The 17500-nt window shown below is 60.4% G+C and carries 11 protein-coding genes and 1 pseudogene; 2 read left to right on the forward strand and 10 right to left on the reverse strand.

All coding sequences use genetic code 11. The features are described 5' to 3' along the window. Together AC0L17_RS16360 and AC0L17_RS16365 are read right to left on the reverse strand one after the other, a co-directional pair. Positions 1-1174 (reverse strand): annotated as a pseudogene (locus tag AC0L17_RS16360) (OmpA family protein); the annotation flags it as partial. 7 nt (positions 1175-1181) lie between these two features. Next, a complete protein-coding gene (locus tag AC0L17_RS16365; RefSeq protein WP_091594751.1) occupies positions 1182-1844 on the reverse strand; it encodes a coiled-coil domain-containing protein in 663 nt (220 codons plus the stop codon). Positions 1845-2759: 915 nt separating this feature from the next. On the opposite strand from AC0L17_RS16365, the gene AC0L17_RS16370 reads away from it, so the two are divergent. Next, a complete protein-coding gene (locus tag AC0L17_RS16370) occupies positions 2760-5726 on the forward strand; it encodes a trifunctional glycosyltransferase/class I SAM-dependent methyltransferase/polysaccharide deacetylase (protein ID WP_473516589.1) in 2967 nt (988 codons plus the stop codon). 38 nt (positions 5727-5764) lie between these two features. Here AC0L17_RS16370 and AC0L17_RS16375 read toward each other — a convergent pair whose 3' ends face one another. The 5 genes from AC0L17_RS16375 to AC0L17_RS16395 form a co-directional block, all read right to left on the reverse strand. After that, positions 5765-6445: a peroxiredoxin-like family protein gene (locus AC0L17_RS16375; protein WP_091594747.1), complete on the reverse strand. Its 681-nt coding sequence runs from the start codon at positions 6443-6445 to the stop codon at positions 5765-5767. Between the two features lie 19 nt (positions 6446-6464). Continuing rightward, positions 6465-9764: an ATP-binding protein gene (locus AC0L17_RS16380; protein WP_473516649.1), complete on the reverse strand. Its 3300-nt coding sequence runs from the start codon at positions 9762-9764 to the stop codon at positions 6465-6467. 287 nt (positions 9765-10051) lie between these two features. Beyond that, positions 10052-11437: a hypothetical protein gene (locus AC0L17_RS16385; RefSeq protein WP_473516590.1), complete on the reverse strand. Its 1386-nt coding sequence runs from the start codon at positions 11435-11437 to the stop codon at positions 10052-10054. Positions 11438-11539: 102 nt separating this feature from the next. Next, positions 11540-12064 carry a GNAT family N-acetyltransferase gene (locus AC0L17_RS16390; RefSeq protein WP_091594930.1) on the reverse strand — a complete coding sequence of 175 codons (525 nt, stop codon included), beginning with the start codon at positions 12062-12064 and terminating at the stop codon, positions 11540-11542. 74 nt (positions 12065-12138) lie between these two features. Continuing rightward, positions 12139-12963 (reverse strand): hypothetical protein, encoded by an 825-nt coding sequence (locus AC0L17_RS16395; protein ID WP_473516591.1) that lies wholly within the window; start codon positions 12961-12963, stop codon positions 12139-12141. A gap of 201 nt (positions 12964-13164) precedes the next feature. Here AC0L17_RS16395 and AC0L17_RS16400 point away from each other — a divergent pair, with 201 nt between their 5' ends. After that, on the forward strand, positions 13165-14580 hold the full coding sequence (locus tag AC0L17_RS16400) for a DUF5939 domain-containing protein (protein WP_473516592.1): 1416 nt from the start codon (positions 13165-13167) through the stop codon (positions 14578-14580). 51 nt (positions 14581-14631) lie between these two features. On the opposite strand, the gene AC0L17_RS16405 is transcribed toward AC0L17_RS16400, so the two are convergent. From AC0L17_RS16405 to AC0L17_RS16415, 3 genes are all read right to left on the reverse strand, one after another. After that, entirely contained in the window at positions 14632-15111 is a 480-nt protein-coding gene (locus AC0L17_RS16405) for a class I SAM-dependent methyltransferase (protein ID WP_473508182.1), read from the reverse strand. 210 nt (positions 15112-15321) lie between these two features. Further along, complete coding sequence (locus AC0L17_RS16410; protein ID WP_473516593.1) at positions 15322-16503, reverse strand: ABC transporter permease; 1182 nt, start codon at positions 16501-16503, stop codon at positions 15322-15324. Then, positions 16500-17498 (reverse strand): ABC transporter permease, encoded by a 999-nt coding sequence (locus tag AC0L17_RS16415; RefSeq protein WP_023797971.1) that lies wholly within the window; start codon positions 17496-17498, stop codon positions 16500-16502. The genes AC0L17_RS16410 and AC0L17_RS16415 overlap by 4 nt, the downstream gene beginning before the upstream one ends. Between the last annotated feature and the right edge of the window lie 2 nt (positions 17499-17500).

Consider the following 17500-nt stretch of genomic DNA (forward strand, 5'->3'; position numbering starts at 1 on the left):
CAAGCGGGTCTCTCAGGCCGGCAATATAGAATTGGCCATCGCGCATCTTTTGTTCGGCAACGATGATGCCCGGCTGGGTACTCAGCCGCGACACATAGGCCTGCCAGCGCTGCCCGGATTGCCAGGAAAGAAAGAACCAACCGCCTGCCGGAATCAAAACCAGCAGGACTGCAGCCACCACCAGCCACGGAAATCCCTGGTTTGAGTCCTCCTGCTTCAGTTCAACGCAGGATTGCAACTGCGTCTCTATGCCGGTCAACTGCGAACTGTCGCCGTCAAACTGCTCTAAAGCCTGGGAGTATTCATCATGGATGCGAAACAACACATCGCGAACGATTTCATGTAATTCCTCTGGCGGATTTCCCCGGATCACCGCGACCAAGGTCGCAAACGGTCCAACTTCCGACCAGAGACGAAGCTCCCCGAAACGGATAGTGTCCAGGCCGCTCTGTTCTTTCTCGTTAAATGAGTCCTTCACAAAATCTTGAATTGCACTAAGCATCGAAGAAATGAGTTGAGGATCTTCGCTCGTTGCGTTAGCGGCAGTTACATGCGCTATTAAAATCCCGGAATTGCGGTTGATAAGAAAGACATGCTCTACACGGTAGACAAGAGAATGCTTAAGAACAACTTCTGAGAAGCTTGCACCCGTTCTCCAAGCTTCAAATCTCCACTTCAGCCCGTGCCAGGTAAATATATGTCTTAAAGTTTCATTCAGCGACTGAAAGGTCTGATCGATCTTTTCCCCGATCGACTTGCGAATTGCCGGCAGAAACACCGGGTATAATATATCCGTAAGCGTACGCGGGCTCTTCTGGATGGACCGTTGCACGGCCCTCTCGACAGCTGGCGTAAGGGCCTCGCCGAGTTGCGCATGAGGCGCACGTGCGGCTGCATTGGGGAGAACACCCCCCACTGCAGACGCAAGCTGCTCAGGTTCGTCGAGCAGGTGCGCAACTCGTGAAAGCTCCGAAATTTCGCGGCCGACCAGCAACTGGCGCAGCGTTTCCATGCGAGGATCGGCGGTTGGAACTCCGTAGAGACGCGCACGATAGTCCGGATCGACGTTCCGAGCAATTTCGACCAAAAGATTAGCCAGAGCCTCGCGATCAATCTCTGGATCGTTCGAAGCTGCTCTTTGAGGAAGGCTGATTGGGTCGACGGTCGACGTCAAGTTCCGATCAACTCACTTTCCAGCTGCGTTCCGAATTGTGCTTGCTGCCGACGGGATCCTGATTTAGACATTTTGCAACCTCGACAAACAGGCCGGCCAAAAGATTTCGGTCGGTCTTGACGTTGCTGAGATCGGAAAACATTTTCTCAATCAGCATCTGAATGCTTTCATTCTTTTGCTTGATTTCCTCACGCAGCAATTGATCGCTTCGATTTATCCGGTCCGCCACTTCGCGCTCAAGCTCGCTCAATTGATCCGACAACGCGCGCACCTGCTTTTCAAGCGCCTGATTTTGCTCGCGAAGATTCCGGTCAATCTCCTTGTCGGCCTCGGCTCGTGCATCTTTTTCGTTCCGCAATTGCGCCGCGAGCGATTCGACCTGCTTTTTTGCATTTGACTCGTACATTTCAAGATTGCGCTTGGCCTCGGATTCGACATCCTTGAAGCGCTGCAAGAACCGTTCTTCAAGCTTGGAAAAACGGCGGTCGTAGTCCTGCATCTGGTTGCCGAACAGCAGATCACGTATCTTGTCGACACCTACAGCGTCGCCGGAGACGCCGGCCTCGCGGGCCTGGACCCCCATGAAGGCCAGCCCGTTTCCATCTGCATTACCTATCAGATTTTCGTCCGCTTTACTTGCTGAAGCGGTACTCGAAGATTCCTTAGCCATCCTTATGCCCCTTCATTTGAACACCTGCCACAGTGCAAAACTCAAAAACGCCCAAACATGTCAGCAAAATAGCCGGCTCGCAAGCCGGAATCTTCTTGCCTTAAGCCAATTCGTGGGTCCCTTTTACATCTCTTGACTAGCGGCAAATGAACGGGTTCCGAGTTACGTCGCTCGCACATCTCTTCGTGATAGCAGGCATAACCGGCTAATCTAATCGACCATTTGACGAAATCTACTATAGAAATGAGTAATACAATGTCAATCTATAGCTACTGGGAACTCAATTAAGTAGCGCATATTCATTAGAAGTATCTAAAATAGCCGGTCTGGCGGTGCACATACTGTCTCGCACCCGGCTGTATACTGCGACGATCAGCTTCCGATGCGGGCCCAACGGTAGAAGGAACGTCTTGCTTCGCACGGAGAATGGCTGTTCGAGAATGCACCTCGGAATCGAGGCGTTTCGGTCGATAGGAGGGGAGCAATAGTCCCAATCACTGCAGTCATTCACACCAACGCTTCAGTGGGCTTGCATCTATTGCGTCCCGATTGCAAAAGACGTCAGGTTGCCATAGCTATCGCACGATGCCAGGGACCGCAGCTTGTGGTCATGGCGCCGACTCCGGGGATCGACGACATGAGTATGCGGCATGCTTGGCCTTGACGTCCCTCTGCGACAGCTGGCGCCCAAGCTCGGCGGCACGGATGCGAATGCTGCGCCCGGCTTCCAACATCGGTAGCACGACAGGAGCAAGCTCGCTCTGCAGCCAAATGGCGGCGTCGCGGCGGCTCGGAAGCGTTCGCAGGAGACTGTTTGGACGCAGTGTCGCTGAGGACCATTTCCTTTGGCAGGAAATCGCCGGCTATGTTTCGGGACTCTTATTCTACCTTCGAACCAGGCGCGGGTAAGACGGCGTGGCGCATAATCCCTTGGTTTCAATCGTGGTTCCTGCGCACAACGCGGAGGTAACGCTGGCGCGCGCACTCGATTGCCTTGTCGATCAGGAAATAGTGGATTGGGAGGCGATCGTCGTCGACGACGTCTCCACGGACGCCACCGCCGCGATCATCGCCGGCTATGTGGAGCACGATGCCCGGTTTCGGACGTTGAGCGCTTCTGCGTATAGCGCCGCCGGCGCGCGCAATAGCGGGATTTCGACAGCGCGCGGACGCTGGCTCATGTTCCTGGATGCGGACGATTGGGTGGACGCCGGCTTCCTTGCGAAAATGCTGGCCGCACTTGAAGCCGCGCCCGATGCGGTCACCGCCTATTGCGGTTCCCGGCGCGTGATGCCCGATGGCGAACTCACCCCGTCGAGCATCCCGACGGAGGTTGCGATCCAGCCCTTCGAAACATTCGCGCGCCGTTGCCCCATCCGCACTCACGCGTTGCTCGTCGACCGGAAGACAATTGTCGAGTTGGGCGGCTTCGATGTTTCGTTGCGCACCTGCGAGGACTGGGATCTGTGGCAGCGCCTGGCACGTCTAGGCAAACGTTGGGTGATGGTCGACGAACCGCTCGCTTTCTATCGGACCAGTCCCAACTCGCTCACCCGCAATTCGACGCAGATGCTGGCCGATGCGGAAATCGTGATCGCCCGCGGCTTTTCTCCTGATCCCAGGGTCAAAAAGCCAGCATCGGCTCACGCCAATGGTGCGATCGAAACGAACGGCCGCACCGCTTCCGAAGCACTCGCGTGGTTCGCGTTGTGGAACGCCGCGTCGGATTGCGGCAGCGGCCGCCGCTCGATCAGCCCGCAGACCCTGCGCGCGCTCCCGGCAGGACGTAAGTGGGCGCGTGAGATCGCCAAGGTGGCCTGCGATGGCCTTATGGTAGGAAGCCTATCGGTGCCAGCGCAATTGGCTGCCAGATGGGACAGGTTCGGCGGCTCCCTCACCGAGTTGATCACCGAACTCGGCAAGGTCTGGGACGATCCCGCCGCGGGTCGCCGCGTCCAGTATCACCTTGAGGAAATGCTTCTCGACTTCGACGATCTTGCCGCGCCGCGCCGGCTGGCGCGGACGCTTGGAATTCGCGTCGATATTCGAAATCCGACCTCGATCGAACTTCCGGAAGGAATCGATCAAATTTATGCCTATCTGATGATGGATGGCCAGATCGAGGCTGTCGTGCAGTTCGGCGTACTCGGGAAAGTGACAAGGCGCCATTGGATTGAATTGATCCAGAATGTCGTGGCCGCTGAGCGGCTTGTAGACAGTGCGGCAAGCTTTGCGAGACGATCACCTGTACCGCAACAGGCCGCCGGCGCCGACACGTCAAACACGCTCGCAGCCGAGGCATTGTCAGCCACAGCTGAACGCGGACCCGATCCGGACAGCCACTTTGGCAAACTCGCGCGGTTGGCCGCGGAAGCGCGGAGGCTGGTTCGGTCGAGCGCCGAAGCTGCGGCGCCTCCTGCGGCGCCGCGCCGCGCACGGCCCAGGCACGACATGGATCGCACGTCGTTCTGGAATGGCTATTTCGCGACCGAGGATCCCTGGAACTACGGTTCCTCCTATGAGCAGGAAAAATATGAGCGGCAGCTCGAAATTCTGCCTGCCGGCCCGATCGGACGAGCGCTTGAGCTGGCCTGCGCGGAGGGGCACTTCACGCGGCAGCTGGCGCCGCGAGTGAGCCATTTGACCGCAACCGACATCTCCGCCGTAGCTATCGGGCGAGCGCGCGCGCGATGCAGCGATCAGCCGAATGTCGAGTTCGGCGTATTGGACTTTTGCGCGGACACGCTGCCTGGTGAGATGGACCTGATCGTCTGTTCGGAAGTGCTCTACTATCTGGATGATCTCGCCGAGCTGCGGCGCTTCGCCAAAAAAATCGTTGAGGCATTGGCGCCTGGCGGCAGTTTCATCAACGCACACGCATTCGTCTTACGTGACAATGTTGAAAGGACCGGCTTCGACTGGAACACATTCGGTGCACAAGCGATCTCAGAGACGCTGGCAGGGACCGAAGGTCTCGTCCTCGATCAATCGATCCAGACCGAGCTCTATCGCGTAGACCGCTTCCGCCGCCAGTCACCGGACGAGGCGGCGACGGAACCGATGATTGATCATGCGCCAATCCGCGCGCGCCTCGAAATCGGGGTCGCGCGAAATATCGTCTGGGGCGGGGCGCGGGCCCTGCGCCGCGACGTTGCGCGTAGCGAGCGGCGGCAGCGTATACCTGTCCTCATGTATCACAGCGTCGCCGACGAAGGTCCGGCCGCGCTCGCCCGTTTTCGGCTCGCGCCCGCCGCATTCCATGGCCAGATGGCATGGCTGCGCGCCAATGGCTTTCACGCCATCATGTCCGAGCAGCTGGAACGGTTCATCGCCAACCGTCAACCTGTCGCCGGCCGCCCAGTGCTCATCACCTTCGACGACGGCTTCCAGAACTTTGCCGACCATGCCTGGCCGATCTTGCGCGCCAACGACCTGACCGCGGAAGTGTTCCTGGTGACGGACCTGGTGGGGGAAAGTGCACTGTGGGACGCCGTCAGCGGCCCGCCGACGCCGCTTATGGACGCCGGCACGGTGCGACGTCTCGCCGCCGAAGGTGCGTTCTTCGGAAGCCATCTGGCGACGCATCGCGCGATCGATGGTCTGTTGAGTTCTGACTTGGCCGCCGAGCTCCTGCGCTCTCGCATGTTCATCGAACGGTGGACCGGTCGGCCAACCACGGCGTTCGCGGCACCCTTCTCTGTCACCGACCGACGGCTTGGCCGGCTGGCCAAGGAGTGCGGCTATCGGATCGGCTTCGGCGGCAGACACGGGCCGGCGGACCTCGATTGCGATCCCATCGACCTTCCGCGCATCGAAATTCGCGGGGATCGCTCACTCGATGACTTTGTTGCCAGGGTCGAGGCGGTGCTCGAAGAGCGGTGAACTTGTCAGTGTCCCGCCCGTTTACCTCGTTCGCTAGTCTATTGGGCGACTTGGGAAACGGCTGACATCAGCTCCTGCGGGTTTGGCGCCCCAAACATGTATCGCCCACCCTCTGGAATCTCGGTGAAGCTCCAGCGGACGATCCCCTGCCGGTCCAGCAGGAACTGACCGACCAGTTGTCCGTGTCCGGTTGCGATCATCTGCTCGTCGGCTTCGGTCAGTTCGTAATGGTCCCTCTTGTTGAGGAGTTCGCTGGCCGCAATAGGATCCATAGGACCAGGCAACTCGCCTGGTATGTCGACCCGCATATCCTTTGCCGCTGCCATCGAGACCTTGTACGGCCAGTTCGTCTCGTTTTCGGTGAATTCGAGATTGGGCAGTCCAAAAGCACGATGTGATGCGCGTTCAGGGTCGGAAGCCGCAAGCAGATTCGGCATCGGGTGGTAGCGGAAATAGAGACGCGCCCGTTCGATCGGCGTGTTGACCACCGTCAGGCTCTCCACGCCCTTTTCGCGCAGCTCCGGATCAAGCCGCGCCTGGGCGGCGATATGGCGCCGGCAAAACGCACAATGCAGACCTCGAAACAGGCCGACCAGCACCGGCTTTTGTCCGCGAAAGTCGTCAAGCGCGATCTTGCCTTCCTGGGTAATGGCGTCGAGTACCACGTTCGGCGCACGGTCGCCCGGTTGAAGCGGTACCAAGTCGCTACGCGCGGACATTTCCAACCTCCGACCCCGGTTAATCGAGAAAAGGCAGCACCACAAGCGCTTCCGGGTCGAGCCCGTGCTGGGCGCATATACCCTGCGCCAAGGAAAAGTAGCGTTCGGCCTCGGCCAGATTGTCGAGGTCGAGATTGAGCGTTGCGAGACCATCATAGCACGGAAACAGCAGTTGGGGTTCGCCCGTTTCGCGGGCTACGTCCAGTGCTTCGTGGAACAAGCCAACCGCTAGTTCCGGATGGCCGTTGCACTGGTGGATCTGCCCAAGCACGATCAACGGCACCGGCAGGTGCTCGCGCTGGTCGAGCGCCCGGTCGATCTCGATGGCCTTCTCGGCAGCAGGCACGCCCTCCGTTGGACAGCGATCCGTGAAAGTACAACAAGCGACCGCCAGATTGGCGAGGAGGCGCGCCTGGAAACCCAAATCACCAATATGGCGCGCCACTTCAAGACCGCGCCGACAGACCTCCATCGCCTGTGCCGGATCGATGGTCGTGTAAAGCACGCCCAGATTGGTGTAGCCGCGGCAGGCCGCGCCCAGCAGACCGGCGGCTTCGGCCAATTCAATGCTACGCTCAACCTGACGCACGGCTTCACGGTTTCGCCCAAGGCGAGCCAGCGCGACAGCCTTGGTATTAAGTGCCTCGGCGGTCACAAGGGTGGCATCACACCCTACCTCGGAAACATGCTCTGTCGTCAGAGAGCGTACGCAATCCAGCGCCGCGTCTGCCCATTTTGCCGCGAGAGCGTGATCTCCGCTACGGAACGCCTGTCGGCCACGTTCTTGCCAGAGATGCGCCTGCTCGATCGGAGCATCCGCTCCATCGAGGAGCGCTGCCGCTTCAGCATAGCGGGATTCTGCGTTGTCCCGCTTGCCGACGTCCCAGAGCAGCCGACCCATCTTTCGCAAAACGCGCGCCGACGCGGCACGATTGGCTGACTCGCGGTATGCCTGCAACACCGTTTCGTAGTGGCGGTGCGCGATCTCGCGGCGGCCCATCGGGCCGCTCAAATCGGCAATGCGCTCTGCAATTTCCAGTTTGAGCGGTGTTTGCCCGATCGCGCTCAACGCAGTCAGTGCTCGCTCGTAGAAACGAAGTGCGTCGTCGTTGGCGTATATCATGCGAGCGCGATCGCCCGCCGCCTGCAGGTAATGCGCGCCTCTCTCCCGCTCGGCGCTCTGTGCGAAATGATGACCGAGCACGGTCAAATCCTCGAGCCGTTCCGGCTTGTCGCCGCACAATTGCTCCAAGGCAGCACCGACCCGCCCGTGGATGTCGGTCCGGCGTTGCAGGAGCATGTTCTGGTAGATCACATCCTGCAGCAATGTTTGCGTAAAGCGGTAGCTTTGCGACGAGACCGAGCCTGATCCGGCAACTTCCTCGATGATTTCCGCATCGCAAAGCAGTTCGCAGCCGGCTTCCAGCCGGCCGGGGTCGGACGTCACGGCTTTCAGAACTGTGGCATCGAAGCGCGGGCCGATGACCGCGGCTTCCTGGGCCAACCGGCGCACCTCTTGGGGCAGCCGGTCGACGCGAGCAAGCAACATCGCCTGGATAGTGGCGGGAATGCCGGTTGCGACTTCGCCTGCCGCAGTCCGCCATCGCTGGCCCTCGCGCATCAGTACGCCGCGATCGATAAGGCCGCGGACGATCTCCTCTACAAAGAGGGGGTTGCCACCCGCGCGCTCGAGGATCTGGTCGAGAAGCCCTCCTGCGGAGTTTACCCAGCTTTCGCCGAAAAGCGCCGCCAGCAGGCTGCGACCTTCATCATTGTTGAGCGGCGAAAGCCTGAGCGCTGTGTGACTGACCCGGCTTGAGCCGAGCTGGTCGTTGTCCGGCGCCGGACGATGCGTGACCAGCAACATCAAGCGCGTCCGTTCCAACCTGTCCATCACGAAACGTAGTGCCTCGAGCGACACGGCGTCGGCCCAGTGCAGGTCTTCGACGACAATCAACAGCGGCGACAACGCAAGCCGCCGTTCGATGATTGTGCGGACTGCGTAGAGAATTTGCCGCCGCAGCTGCTCGGGCTCGACATGCTGCAAGGTGGCATCGGGGTCGCCAAGGCCGAGCACATGGTAGAGCAAAGGCATCAGCCGCTTCGCCTCCTCGCCCTCCAGGCCGAGATTCGCAAGCAACCCTGCGAGCTTCCCCCGCATTTCGTCCCCATTGTCGTTCTGCATCATCCCGGCAGCGCTGCGCACCACTGCGCCCAAGGCGCCAAATGATTGTTCGCCCAGCGGTGAGCACGTGGCCAGCCGCACGGCGACGTTGCGAAAACGATCCTCGTCGCCGACGCGGGCGACGAACTCCTTCACTAGCCGCGATTTCCCGATACCGGCTTCTCCGACCAGGCGGACAAGTTGGGCCGAGCCGCCGCACGCCTGGTCAAGGCTGGCCAGCATTCTATTGAGTTCGGCACCACGACCTATCATCGGCGCACTGAGGCCGAGCACCTCGAGCCCACGTGCTGCACGCGGCGCCGCAAGCGGTGCATCCAGCCGATGGACGAGCACACTGCCAGCCTTGCCGCGAAGCACGACATCACCCAGCGACTCGTAAGAGAAGGCATGCCGGGTCAGCCTGTGAGTGAGCTCGCCTACCAGCACCTCACCCGGTGCGGCCAGCGATTGCAGGCGTTGCGCCGTATTCACTGTGTCGCCGGTCACCGAATAGGATTTGGCCGTGCCGACGCCAAATCCGCCAGTGACGACCGGACCAGTGTTTATGCCGATATGGAGTGACAGAGGCGAGCCGGAGTGGGAGGTGCCTTCGCCGAGCCGCGCCGTCCGGGCGATCATGTCGAGAGCGGCGCGAAGCGCACGTTCCGGATCGTCCTCATGCGCGACCGGCGCACCGAACAAAGCGAGCAGTGCATCGCCGATGAATTTGTCGACGAAACCGCCAAAGTTTCGCACGGCCGCCGTCAATTCCTTAAATAGTTCGTTCTGCAGCGCTTGCATGACCTCGGGGTCGAGCTGCTCGCTGAGTGTTGTGAAGCCGCAAAGGTCGGCGAACAGGACCGTTACCGTCCGGCGATCGGCGTCAGAGACGGGATACAGCCCATCTTCGCTTTCGATGTTCGGAAGCAGCGACGGAGTTCGAGAAGGCTGCACAATGGTCCGGCTTGGCGTCGGAGCAGGCCGTTCGACGGCTTTTGCGGGCGCCCCGACGCTTGCCCCACATTTCGGACAGAACTCGAAATCAGGTGCGCAGCGGTAGCCGCAACTGGCGCATGGCACGGGCTGGCGCCTGCCACACCTCGGACAGAAAGCGTAACCGCCCTCAACCTCGAAACCGCAGCCCGAGCAGTCCATCGAACAAGACCTCACTAGGGGCCGTGACGGCGTGATCTCGCCACGCACTTCACGGCCAAGGTTCACAAGAATGAACCGATAGTCGTCGACCAGCAAGCGGCAGCGCAAATGGGCATCGAGCGATCCGTGTGGGTCCGGTGGCATAGCGCTGCCGATCGAGGCGGAAGCCGTCGTCAAAATCCTGAAAGGCATCAGCGTCAAGGAAGCGGCCGGATCAGACGCCAGAGGCTCACTGATAGATCGCCGTCGCTTGCGGTTGCGCACCAGAAAATCAACCTGAAGTAGGCTCAGTTCGCATTGATCTCTGCCTGGCCGATCTTGCGCCATCGGGCGTTTTCGCGAACCAGCTTCAGGTCGTCGGTCGCCTCGGCAAACGTCCGCAAACGGTATTGCCGGAGCAGGTCCGGGAAGACCGCCCCTTCCGGCAGGCCGGCAAGCTGCTCGCGGACCGAGATCTTTTCGTCGATGACCCGCATGCCCCAGGCATTTTCCCGAACCTGCAACTCCGCAGCCAGATCGCGCTCTTCCGGCGCGTTTTCATCTAGCGCAGCCAGCAGGATCGAGTGGAAAAGCGCTACATAACCAATCTGTCTCAGGCCGCCCACAACCCGCACGCGCGGCAATATGGCAAGGACTAGGAACATCAGGAACAAGTTCGGCAGCAGCATGCCGTCCAGCAGCGCCTGCCTGAGATGCGGTCGCTCGAACGGGATGGAAAGACCATGCGGCCTGCCAGGCTCGATCAGGTGCCCGTTATCGAGGACGAGCTTGCGCACGCGCTCATCGCGGATACCCCAGAAATAGGCCGTGGCATTGGGCAGGAACCTGCCAAATGGGCTCGATGCGGCTGCTTGCAAGGCACGTTCGAGACGCTGGCGCCTTGCGGGCTCAAGGAGCAGCCTGGAAACAAGGCTGCCGTCATTTTCCAGATGCCGCGCCATGGCAGCCGCGGCGAGCCGATCATCGATGAAAACCGGCTGGGCCATGCCGGAACGATCCCAATCGGCGACCAGATCCTCGTTGAGGGCTGTCAGCGCATCGGCGGCGGTTCCAAACACCTTGTCCTGGCTGGCAAGCAGTGTGCCCAGCCAGCGGCTGGCATCCGTTTCGTCGCCCACCGCTTCGAGCGCGCGCTTGTTGAGGGTGACGGGACCGGCCACGCAGGCGCTTTTGCGGCATAGTTTGTGGCGCCCCATGCCAAACAGGTTGACCTTGTCGTCACCGACATCGAGCCATCCCGGCCCCTCCCGGCCAATTGTCTCCATGGTCATCGTCGTTCCCATGAAGCTGAAGAAGGCCGACAGCCCGTTTCCGACCGCGCCGAGCCAGGCAAGCAGGAGGGCATCGAAGGTGATCCGGTCCATCAGAAGCAGGCAGTGCAGGCCGGACTGAATCACCGGTCTGGACTCGAACTCGTCGAGGACCTTGCCGATCTCTTCAGGCTGCATGATCACACCAAGGCGCTGATGCAGGACTTCGCGCAGGATCGAGCGGGCAGCGATCGCCGGGCCCGATGCAGGCCTTGCCACCGGCCGCCACAGATGGCGGGCGTAGTCGGAAACCGGTGCATTCCAGTTCTGCTCGATGTCGCGCACGACTTCCGGGCAGAGCAGCGACAGCACTGCCAGAATTTCCGCCGGAGGCGTAGGGGATGGGTCAAAGACGGCGGTCATTGGTCCCGTCTAGCCGCTTGCCGGGCAAACGCCAAGGGAGACCAGACTTGCTGGATGCGACCAAATGGTGTGAGACGAAATTGACAGGCCAAATAGCGGATCTCAGAACCGCAGCCGGGCCATGCTCAGGAGGTCATGGTACTGGCCGTCGGTAAAACCGGCCTTCACATGTCGGCCTTCGACCTTGAAGCCGTGTCTTGTGTAGAGACGGATGGCCGGTTCGTTGTCGGCATAGACGGTCAATTCGACCCGCTTCAGGGCGCGCCAGTTGTCGGCCACGTCAAGCAGCGCGCCAAGTATGGCAGAGCCGATACCCTTGCCGACAAAGGCATCGTCAAGCCCGATATTGATCTCGCCGATATGCGAACGGCGCGGCGAACCCTGCACGACCAGGCTGCCATGGCCGACGACCTTGCCGTCCAACTCGGCAACGATCCAGGTGGTTTCCTGGCCGGACTTGGCGATGCGCCGCTCCACCTGCTCCACCATCTCGAAGGGCATCCTGAGCGTGCCCCAGCGGAAGCCCGGCATGTTGAAGATAGCGCAAAGCGCCTCCGCATCGCTTAGCCGGACGGACCGGAGCTGCGGCTGGATTTTCTTTGGGGATGGCGAGGTCATGCTGGTCATGGCTTTCCCGGCGAAGGCAATCGGCCCGCCACGATGCACCGGACGTCACCTGAAAATCCAGCCGTCTCTGCAACCTATGATGCCGGTTGCGAGCTAAAATACCGGGAGGCGGCGTAGAGTTTGAAGACGCCGCTGATGCCGATCCAGCCGAAAAGGGCGAGCCAGCACAATGTTCCGGTCGCTGTCCAGTCGATCCGGTGCACCGCAGCGTCGGTGATGATGATGCCAAGGATGGCAAGCAGGCCAACCAGAAACTGCGCCAAGCCGAGCACCAGCAGTTCCTCGCGCGGCGCGCTTCTCCAGACGAGATATATACCGCCCGCACCGGCCAGGAAGATGGCGCTGTAGACCTGAGCGTGGAAGGCATCGATCGGCCATGGCCAGATGCTGCCGAATGTCAGGGGAAACAGCAACAGGCCGACGCCATAGAGCCCAAGGATCGCCGATTCCACCGGCATGTAGCCGCGCCATACGGGGGTTAAGGTCACGCCTTTTGCAGAAGGACGGGCCTTGGCCCTCCACAGGAACAGCCCGGATACCGCGACCGAAGCGAGATAGACCAAAAACCAGAGCCAGGGCGCTTTGCGCTCGAAGTTGAAATAGCCGAGATTGATGAACGAAGCCAGCGACACGATGACGGTGAAGATGAAGGCCATGACGAGCACGAGCCGGCCGGGTGACCAGCGATTCCAGACCAGCAGCGCCGCCATCACGACCATTTCGGCGGTGTAGAAGCCGCCGAGGAAGCGGGCATTGAATGGCGTGACGGCCCAAGGCCAGCGCGGCTTGACCAGCACAGGCGCGAAAAACAGGCCGGCGCCGACGATCAGGACGATGATGACCACCACGGAGAAAAGGCGCAGGGCCGCGGGAAATGGCGGGTTGTTGGATGTCGGCATGGGAGAAGACCCCAAAGATAAATGCCCCGCCATCCTAGTGCCGCTTGCGGCCAGTGAAAATCCGCCGAATGGAAATTGAACTGTTACCAGGCCTATCCATTCGAATGGCCGTACGGTCCGTTTCGAAGTAAGATGGAGCGCTCGGACCAAAGACCGGTCCGGTCAACACGCCTCGATGGCGCATTTTCCGGAGCCTGCACGATGAACGAAGCTCAGGATCTGTTCTCGCTTCTGCGGCAATCGACCGATGTCGATCCGCAGGCAATCGACGCGATCAGGCGAACCATCGCGGAGGGCAAGGACCGCGAACTTTGCCGCATCAATGCGCCAGCCTTCGCCAGCAAGCATGGCCTCGACGAGGAACGCGCCATAGGCGCCTTTCTCCATGCGGCGCGGGTGGGCATCTTCGACATTTCCTGGAATGTCCTATGCCCCGGCTGTGGCGGCGTGCTCGACTCCAACGCCACGCTGAAAACCCTGCAGAAGGACGAATACACCTGCGCGCTGTGCTCCGAGGGCTATTCGCCGACCCTCGACGAGATGGTCGAGGTGACATTCACCGTCAGTCCTCGCGTGCGCAGGATTGCCGCCCACAATCCACACGAACTGCCGTTGGTGGAATATTTCCGCCAGATCTACTGGGCGTCCGGCGTCGATCTGCCGGAAGAGGATTTCGCGAAAAAGATCGAAGCGTTCTCGCTGGAGGATATCGAGCTTGCCCCCGGCGAAAAGGCGGTTCTGCCCATACAGCTTCCGTCTGAATTCGTCATCGTCTTCGAGCCGGTCACCCATTCAGCACAGTTCATCGACGTGAAGGGCGAACCAACAAAAGAGCGCCGAAGCCTCTCTTTGGTCTTCGACCGCGACCATGTCCAGAACCAGACGCTGGAGATGCAACCCGGCCCGTTGCGCATTTCGCTGGAGAACAGGACCGACACCCGCGTGCTGCCGACGGTCTTCATCGCCGGCCAGGAATTGCATGATCTCTTGGGTAAACGCCGGCCCTTCCTGACCGCCAAGCGCCTGCTCACCAACCAGACGTTCCGCGATCTCTATCGCACGGATACGCTCGACATCGACCAGCGCCTGAAAATCACCAGCCTGACCTTCCTGTTCACCGACCTGCGCGGATCGACCGAGCTTTACGAGCGGGTGGGCGATCTTTCGGCCTTCGATCTCGTGCGCGTGCATTTCCAGGTTCTGCACGAGATCGTCGCGGCGGAGGCAGGCGCGGTGGTGAAGACGATCGGTGATGCGGTGATGGCGACCTTCGCGACGCCCGATCGTGCGATTGCTGCGGCCCTCAGGATGCGCGATGCCATGCGTGAGCTCAACGACAAGAGCGGGCGCGAGGATCTGCTGCTCAAGATCGGAGTCCATGCCGGCCCGTGCATCGCCGTGTCCATGAACGAGCGACAGGACTATTTCGGCCAGACGGTCAACATTGCTTCGCGGGTCCAGAACCTTGCCAATGCACAGGCGATCTTCGCCACTCGTGCCGTGGTCGGCGACAATCTCACCGCCGATCTGTTGAACAGGAACGCGCTGACGCCCGTGCCCCACGAGGTCTCGCTGCGCGGCATCGAGCGGGAGATAGCAGTATTTATGATCCCCTGAAGATTTGGCCCCGAAGATTTGGCCGCCAAATGTTTGGGTCGTCTCGGCCCCTCACACGCGCCTGCAGACAAAATAACGATCGGCGGGCACCGAAGGCGGCGGCTGGAGGCGTTGCAACAGCGGGTGCTCGAGGGGCGTGCCGCTGACCGCGAAGCCGCCGACGCGAAGCAGGCGCGCGATCAGATCGGGAAGCCAGGTAGAGGTCACTGCGTCGCGATCGTCATAGCCGGTGCCGATGTCAGCATGAACAAGAGCCGCGTCGATGCCAATGAACCTCTTCGCCGTCTCGCGTATTTCGCCGAGCACGAAGTCTTCAGCGTTGGGAATTGAGCTGGCGTGTGCGCTAAGTTCGCGGTCGAACACCACGATCCGGCGTCCGGGCAGGCGCTCGCGCAGATGGTGGAACGTCCGGCCGTTGCCGAGGCCGAACTCGAGCACCAGCCCTTCCATCTTCGCCACCTCGGGGCAAACTTGATCGAGAATGTCGCGCTGTGCGGTCATCCTGCTGATGAAATTCTCAAGGCGAGTCATATGCGTTTGTGTGTCCTGAAACCAGCTCAAGAGATGGGCAATGCCCGCGACCAGAACGGTTCACAGGTGAAACCCGAGGGCGACGTGTTAAACCCCGATTGCGTCTCGGCACCTATAGAGGCGAACGATGAACGCTGCAATAACCGAACAGGCTGCCGACAGGATCATACCGGGTGGAGTCGGCGGCCGACGCGCGGCGGAATAGCGATCTCACTTATAGGGGTCTGCGGCGTCCCGCAGGCCGTCGCCGAGGAAGTTGAACGCCAGGATGACGAGAATGACGGGAAGCATCGGCAAAAGCAGCCATGGATAGAACGCGATGACGCTGACGCTGCGCGCCTCGGTGAGCAGGATGCCCCAGCTGGTTATCGGCGCCCTCAGGCCGAGCCCGAGGAAGCTCAGCGCCGTCTCGCCCAGGATCATGCCGGGTATGGAGATCGTCGCCGTCGCGATCAGATGCGACATGAAGCCGGGAATGAGATGCCGCCCGATGATGCGGCTGCTTCTGGCGCCCATCAATTGCGCGGCCAGAACGTAATCCTCCTCGCGCAAGGCTAGAAGCTTGGAACGCACGGCCCGCGCCAGTCCGGTCCAGTCGAGCAGCCCGAGAATGACGGTGATGCCGAAATAGATCAGGATCGGACTCCAGGTTATCGGCATGATCGCCGCCAGAGCCAGCCATAGCGGGATGCTGGGGATCGACTGCAGAACTTCGATTATTCGTTGAACGATCAGGTCGAATATACCGCCGTGATAGCCGGCCAGTCCGCCGATCACAATGCCGAGCAGGAAGCTGAAACTGATGCCGACGAGGCCGATTGTCAGTGAAATGCGTGCGCCATAGATGATGCGCGAGAGCACATCGCGCCCCAGCCTGTCGGTGCCGGCCAGAAAGAGCTGGCCGTTTTCGGCAGGGCAGACAAGATGCCTGTTACCTTCGATTAGGCCCCAGAACCGGTAACTGTCGCCCTTGCAGAAGAAACGGATCCGCTGAACATCATCTTGATTCTCGATGTAGTTCCGCTTGAGCGTGTCCATATCCAGCGTCATCTGGCGGCCATAAACGAACGGCCCGACGAACTGGCCGTTGTGGAACAGGTGCACCCGCTGCGGCGGCGAATAGATGTAATCCATGTTTCGCGTGTGCAGATTGTAGGGCGCCAGGAACTCGCAGATCAGTATTCCGAAATAAAGCGCTGCCAGGAATATGCCTGAAATAACGGCAAGCCGGTGCTCCCGGAATTTCCACCACATCAGCCGCAACTGCGACGCCTGAAAGACCTTCGACTGCTCCGGCGTCATCGCCTCGACCGACTCCAGGTCAAAGGGCGCGGTGGAAACGTAGTGTTGCAGCGGAGCACCCGGAGCGGGCAGCGGCGAATGCGTGCTCATTTGGTGCTACCGCCCTGCAAACGAATTCTTGGATCAAGCAGCGCCAGCGCCAGGTCGGAAATCAGGACACCGATGACCGTCAGGAAGGCGAGGAACATGAGGAACGACCCTGCCAGGTACATGTCCTGGCTTTGCAGCGCCTTGATCAGCATCGGCCCGGTCGTTTCCAAAGACAGCACGATCGCCGTGATTTCGGCGCCGGAGATGATGGCCGGCAGGATAGAGCCGATGTCGGAAATGAAGAAATTGAGCGCCATGCGCAGCGGGTATTTGACCAGCGCCTTGAACGGATGAAGTCCCTTGGCGCGCGCGGTCACGACATATTGCTTGTGTAGCTCGTCGAGGAGATTGGCGCGCAGCCGCCGGATCATGCTTGCCGTGCCCCCGGTGCCGATGATCAAGACCGGAATCCAGAGATGGGCGAGGATCGACTTCGCCTTGGCCCAGCTCATCGGCTCGCCGAGATATTGCTGGTCCATGAGATGGCCGATGGATGTGCCGAACCAGATGTTGGCGAAATACATCAGGATCAGCGCCAGCATGAAGTTCGGAATGGCAAGGCCGAGAAGGCCGAAGAGAGTCAGGCCATAGTCGCCCCAGCTGTATTGATGCGTGGCGGAGTACATGCCGATCGGAAAGGCGATGAGCCAGGTAAAGATGATCGTGACGAAGGAAACCAGCACGGTCAGCCACATTCGGTCCCCGACGACGTCGCGGACCGGCAGCTCATATTCGAAGGAATAGCCAAAATCGCCGCGCAGCATCCCGCCGACCCAGTAGAAGTAGCGAATGACCGGTGGCTGGTCGAAACCATAGTCCTTGCGCATCATCTCGATGCGATCGGAATCCACCGCTTCGCCCTGAGCCCGAAGCTCGGCAACATAGCTGTCGAAATAGTCGCCAGGGGGAAGTTCGATGATCGTGAACACCAGTGCCGATATGACCAGCAGCGTTGGAACCATCACGGCAATGCGCCAGACAAAATATCGAAGCACGC

This window comes from Mesorhizobium sp. WSM4829 (assembly GCF_055811475.1).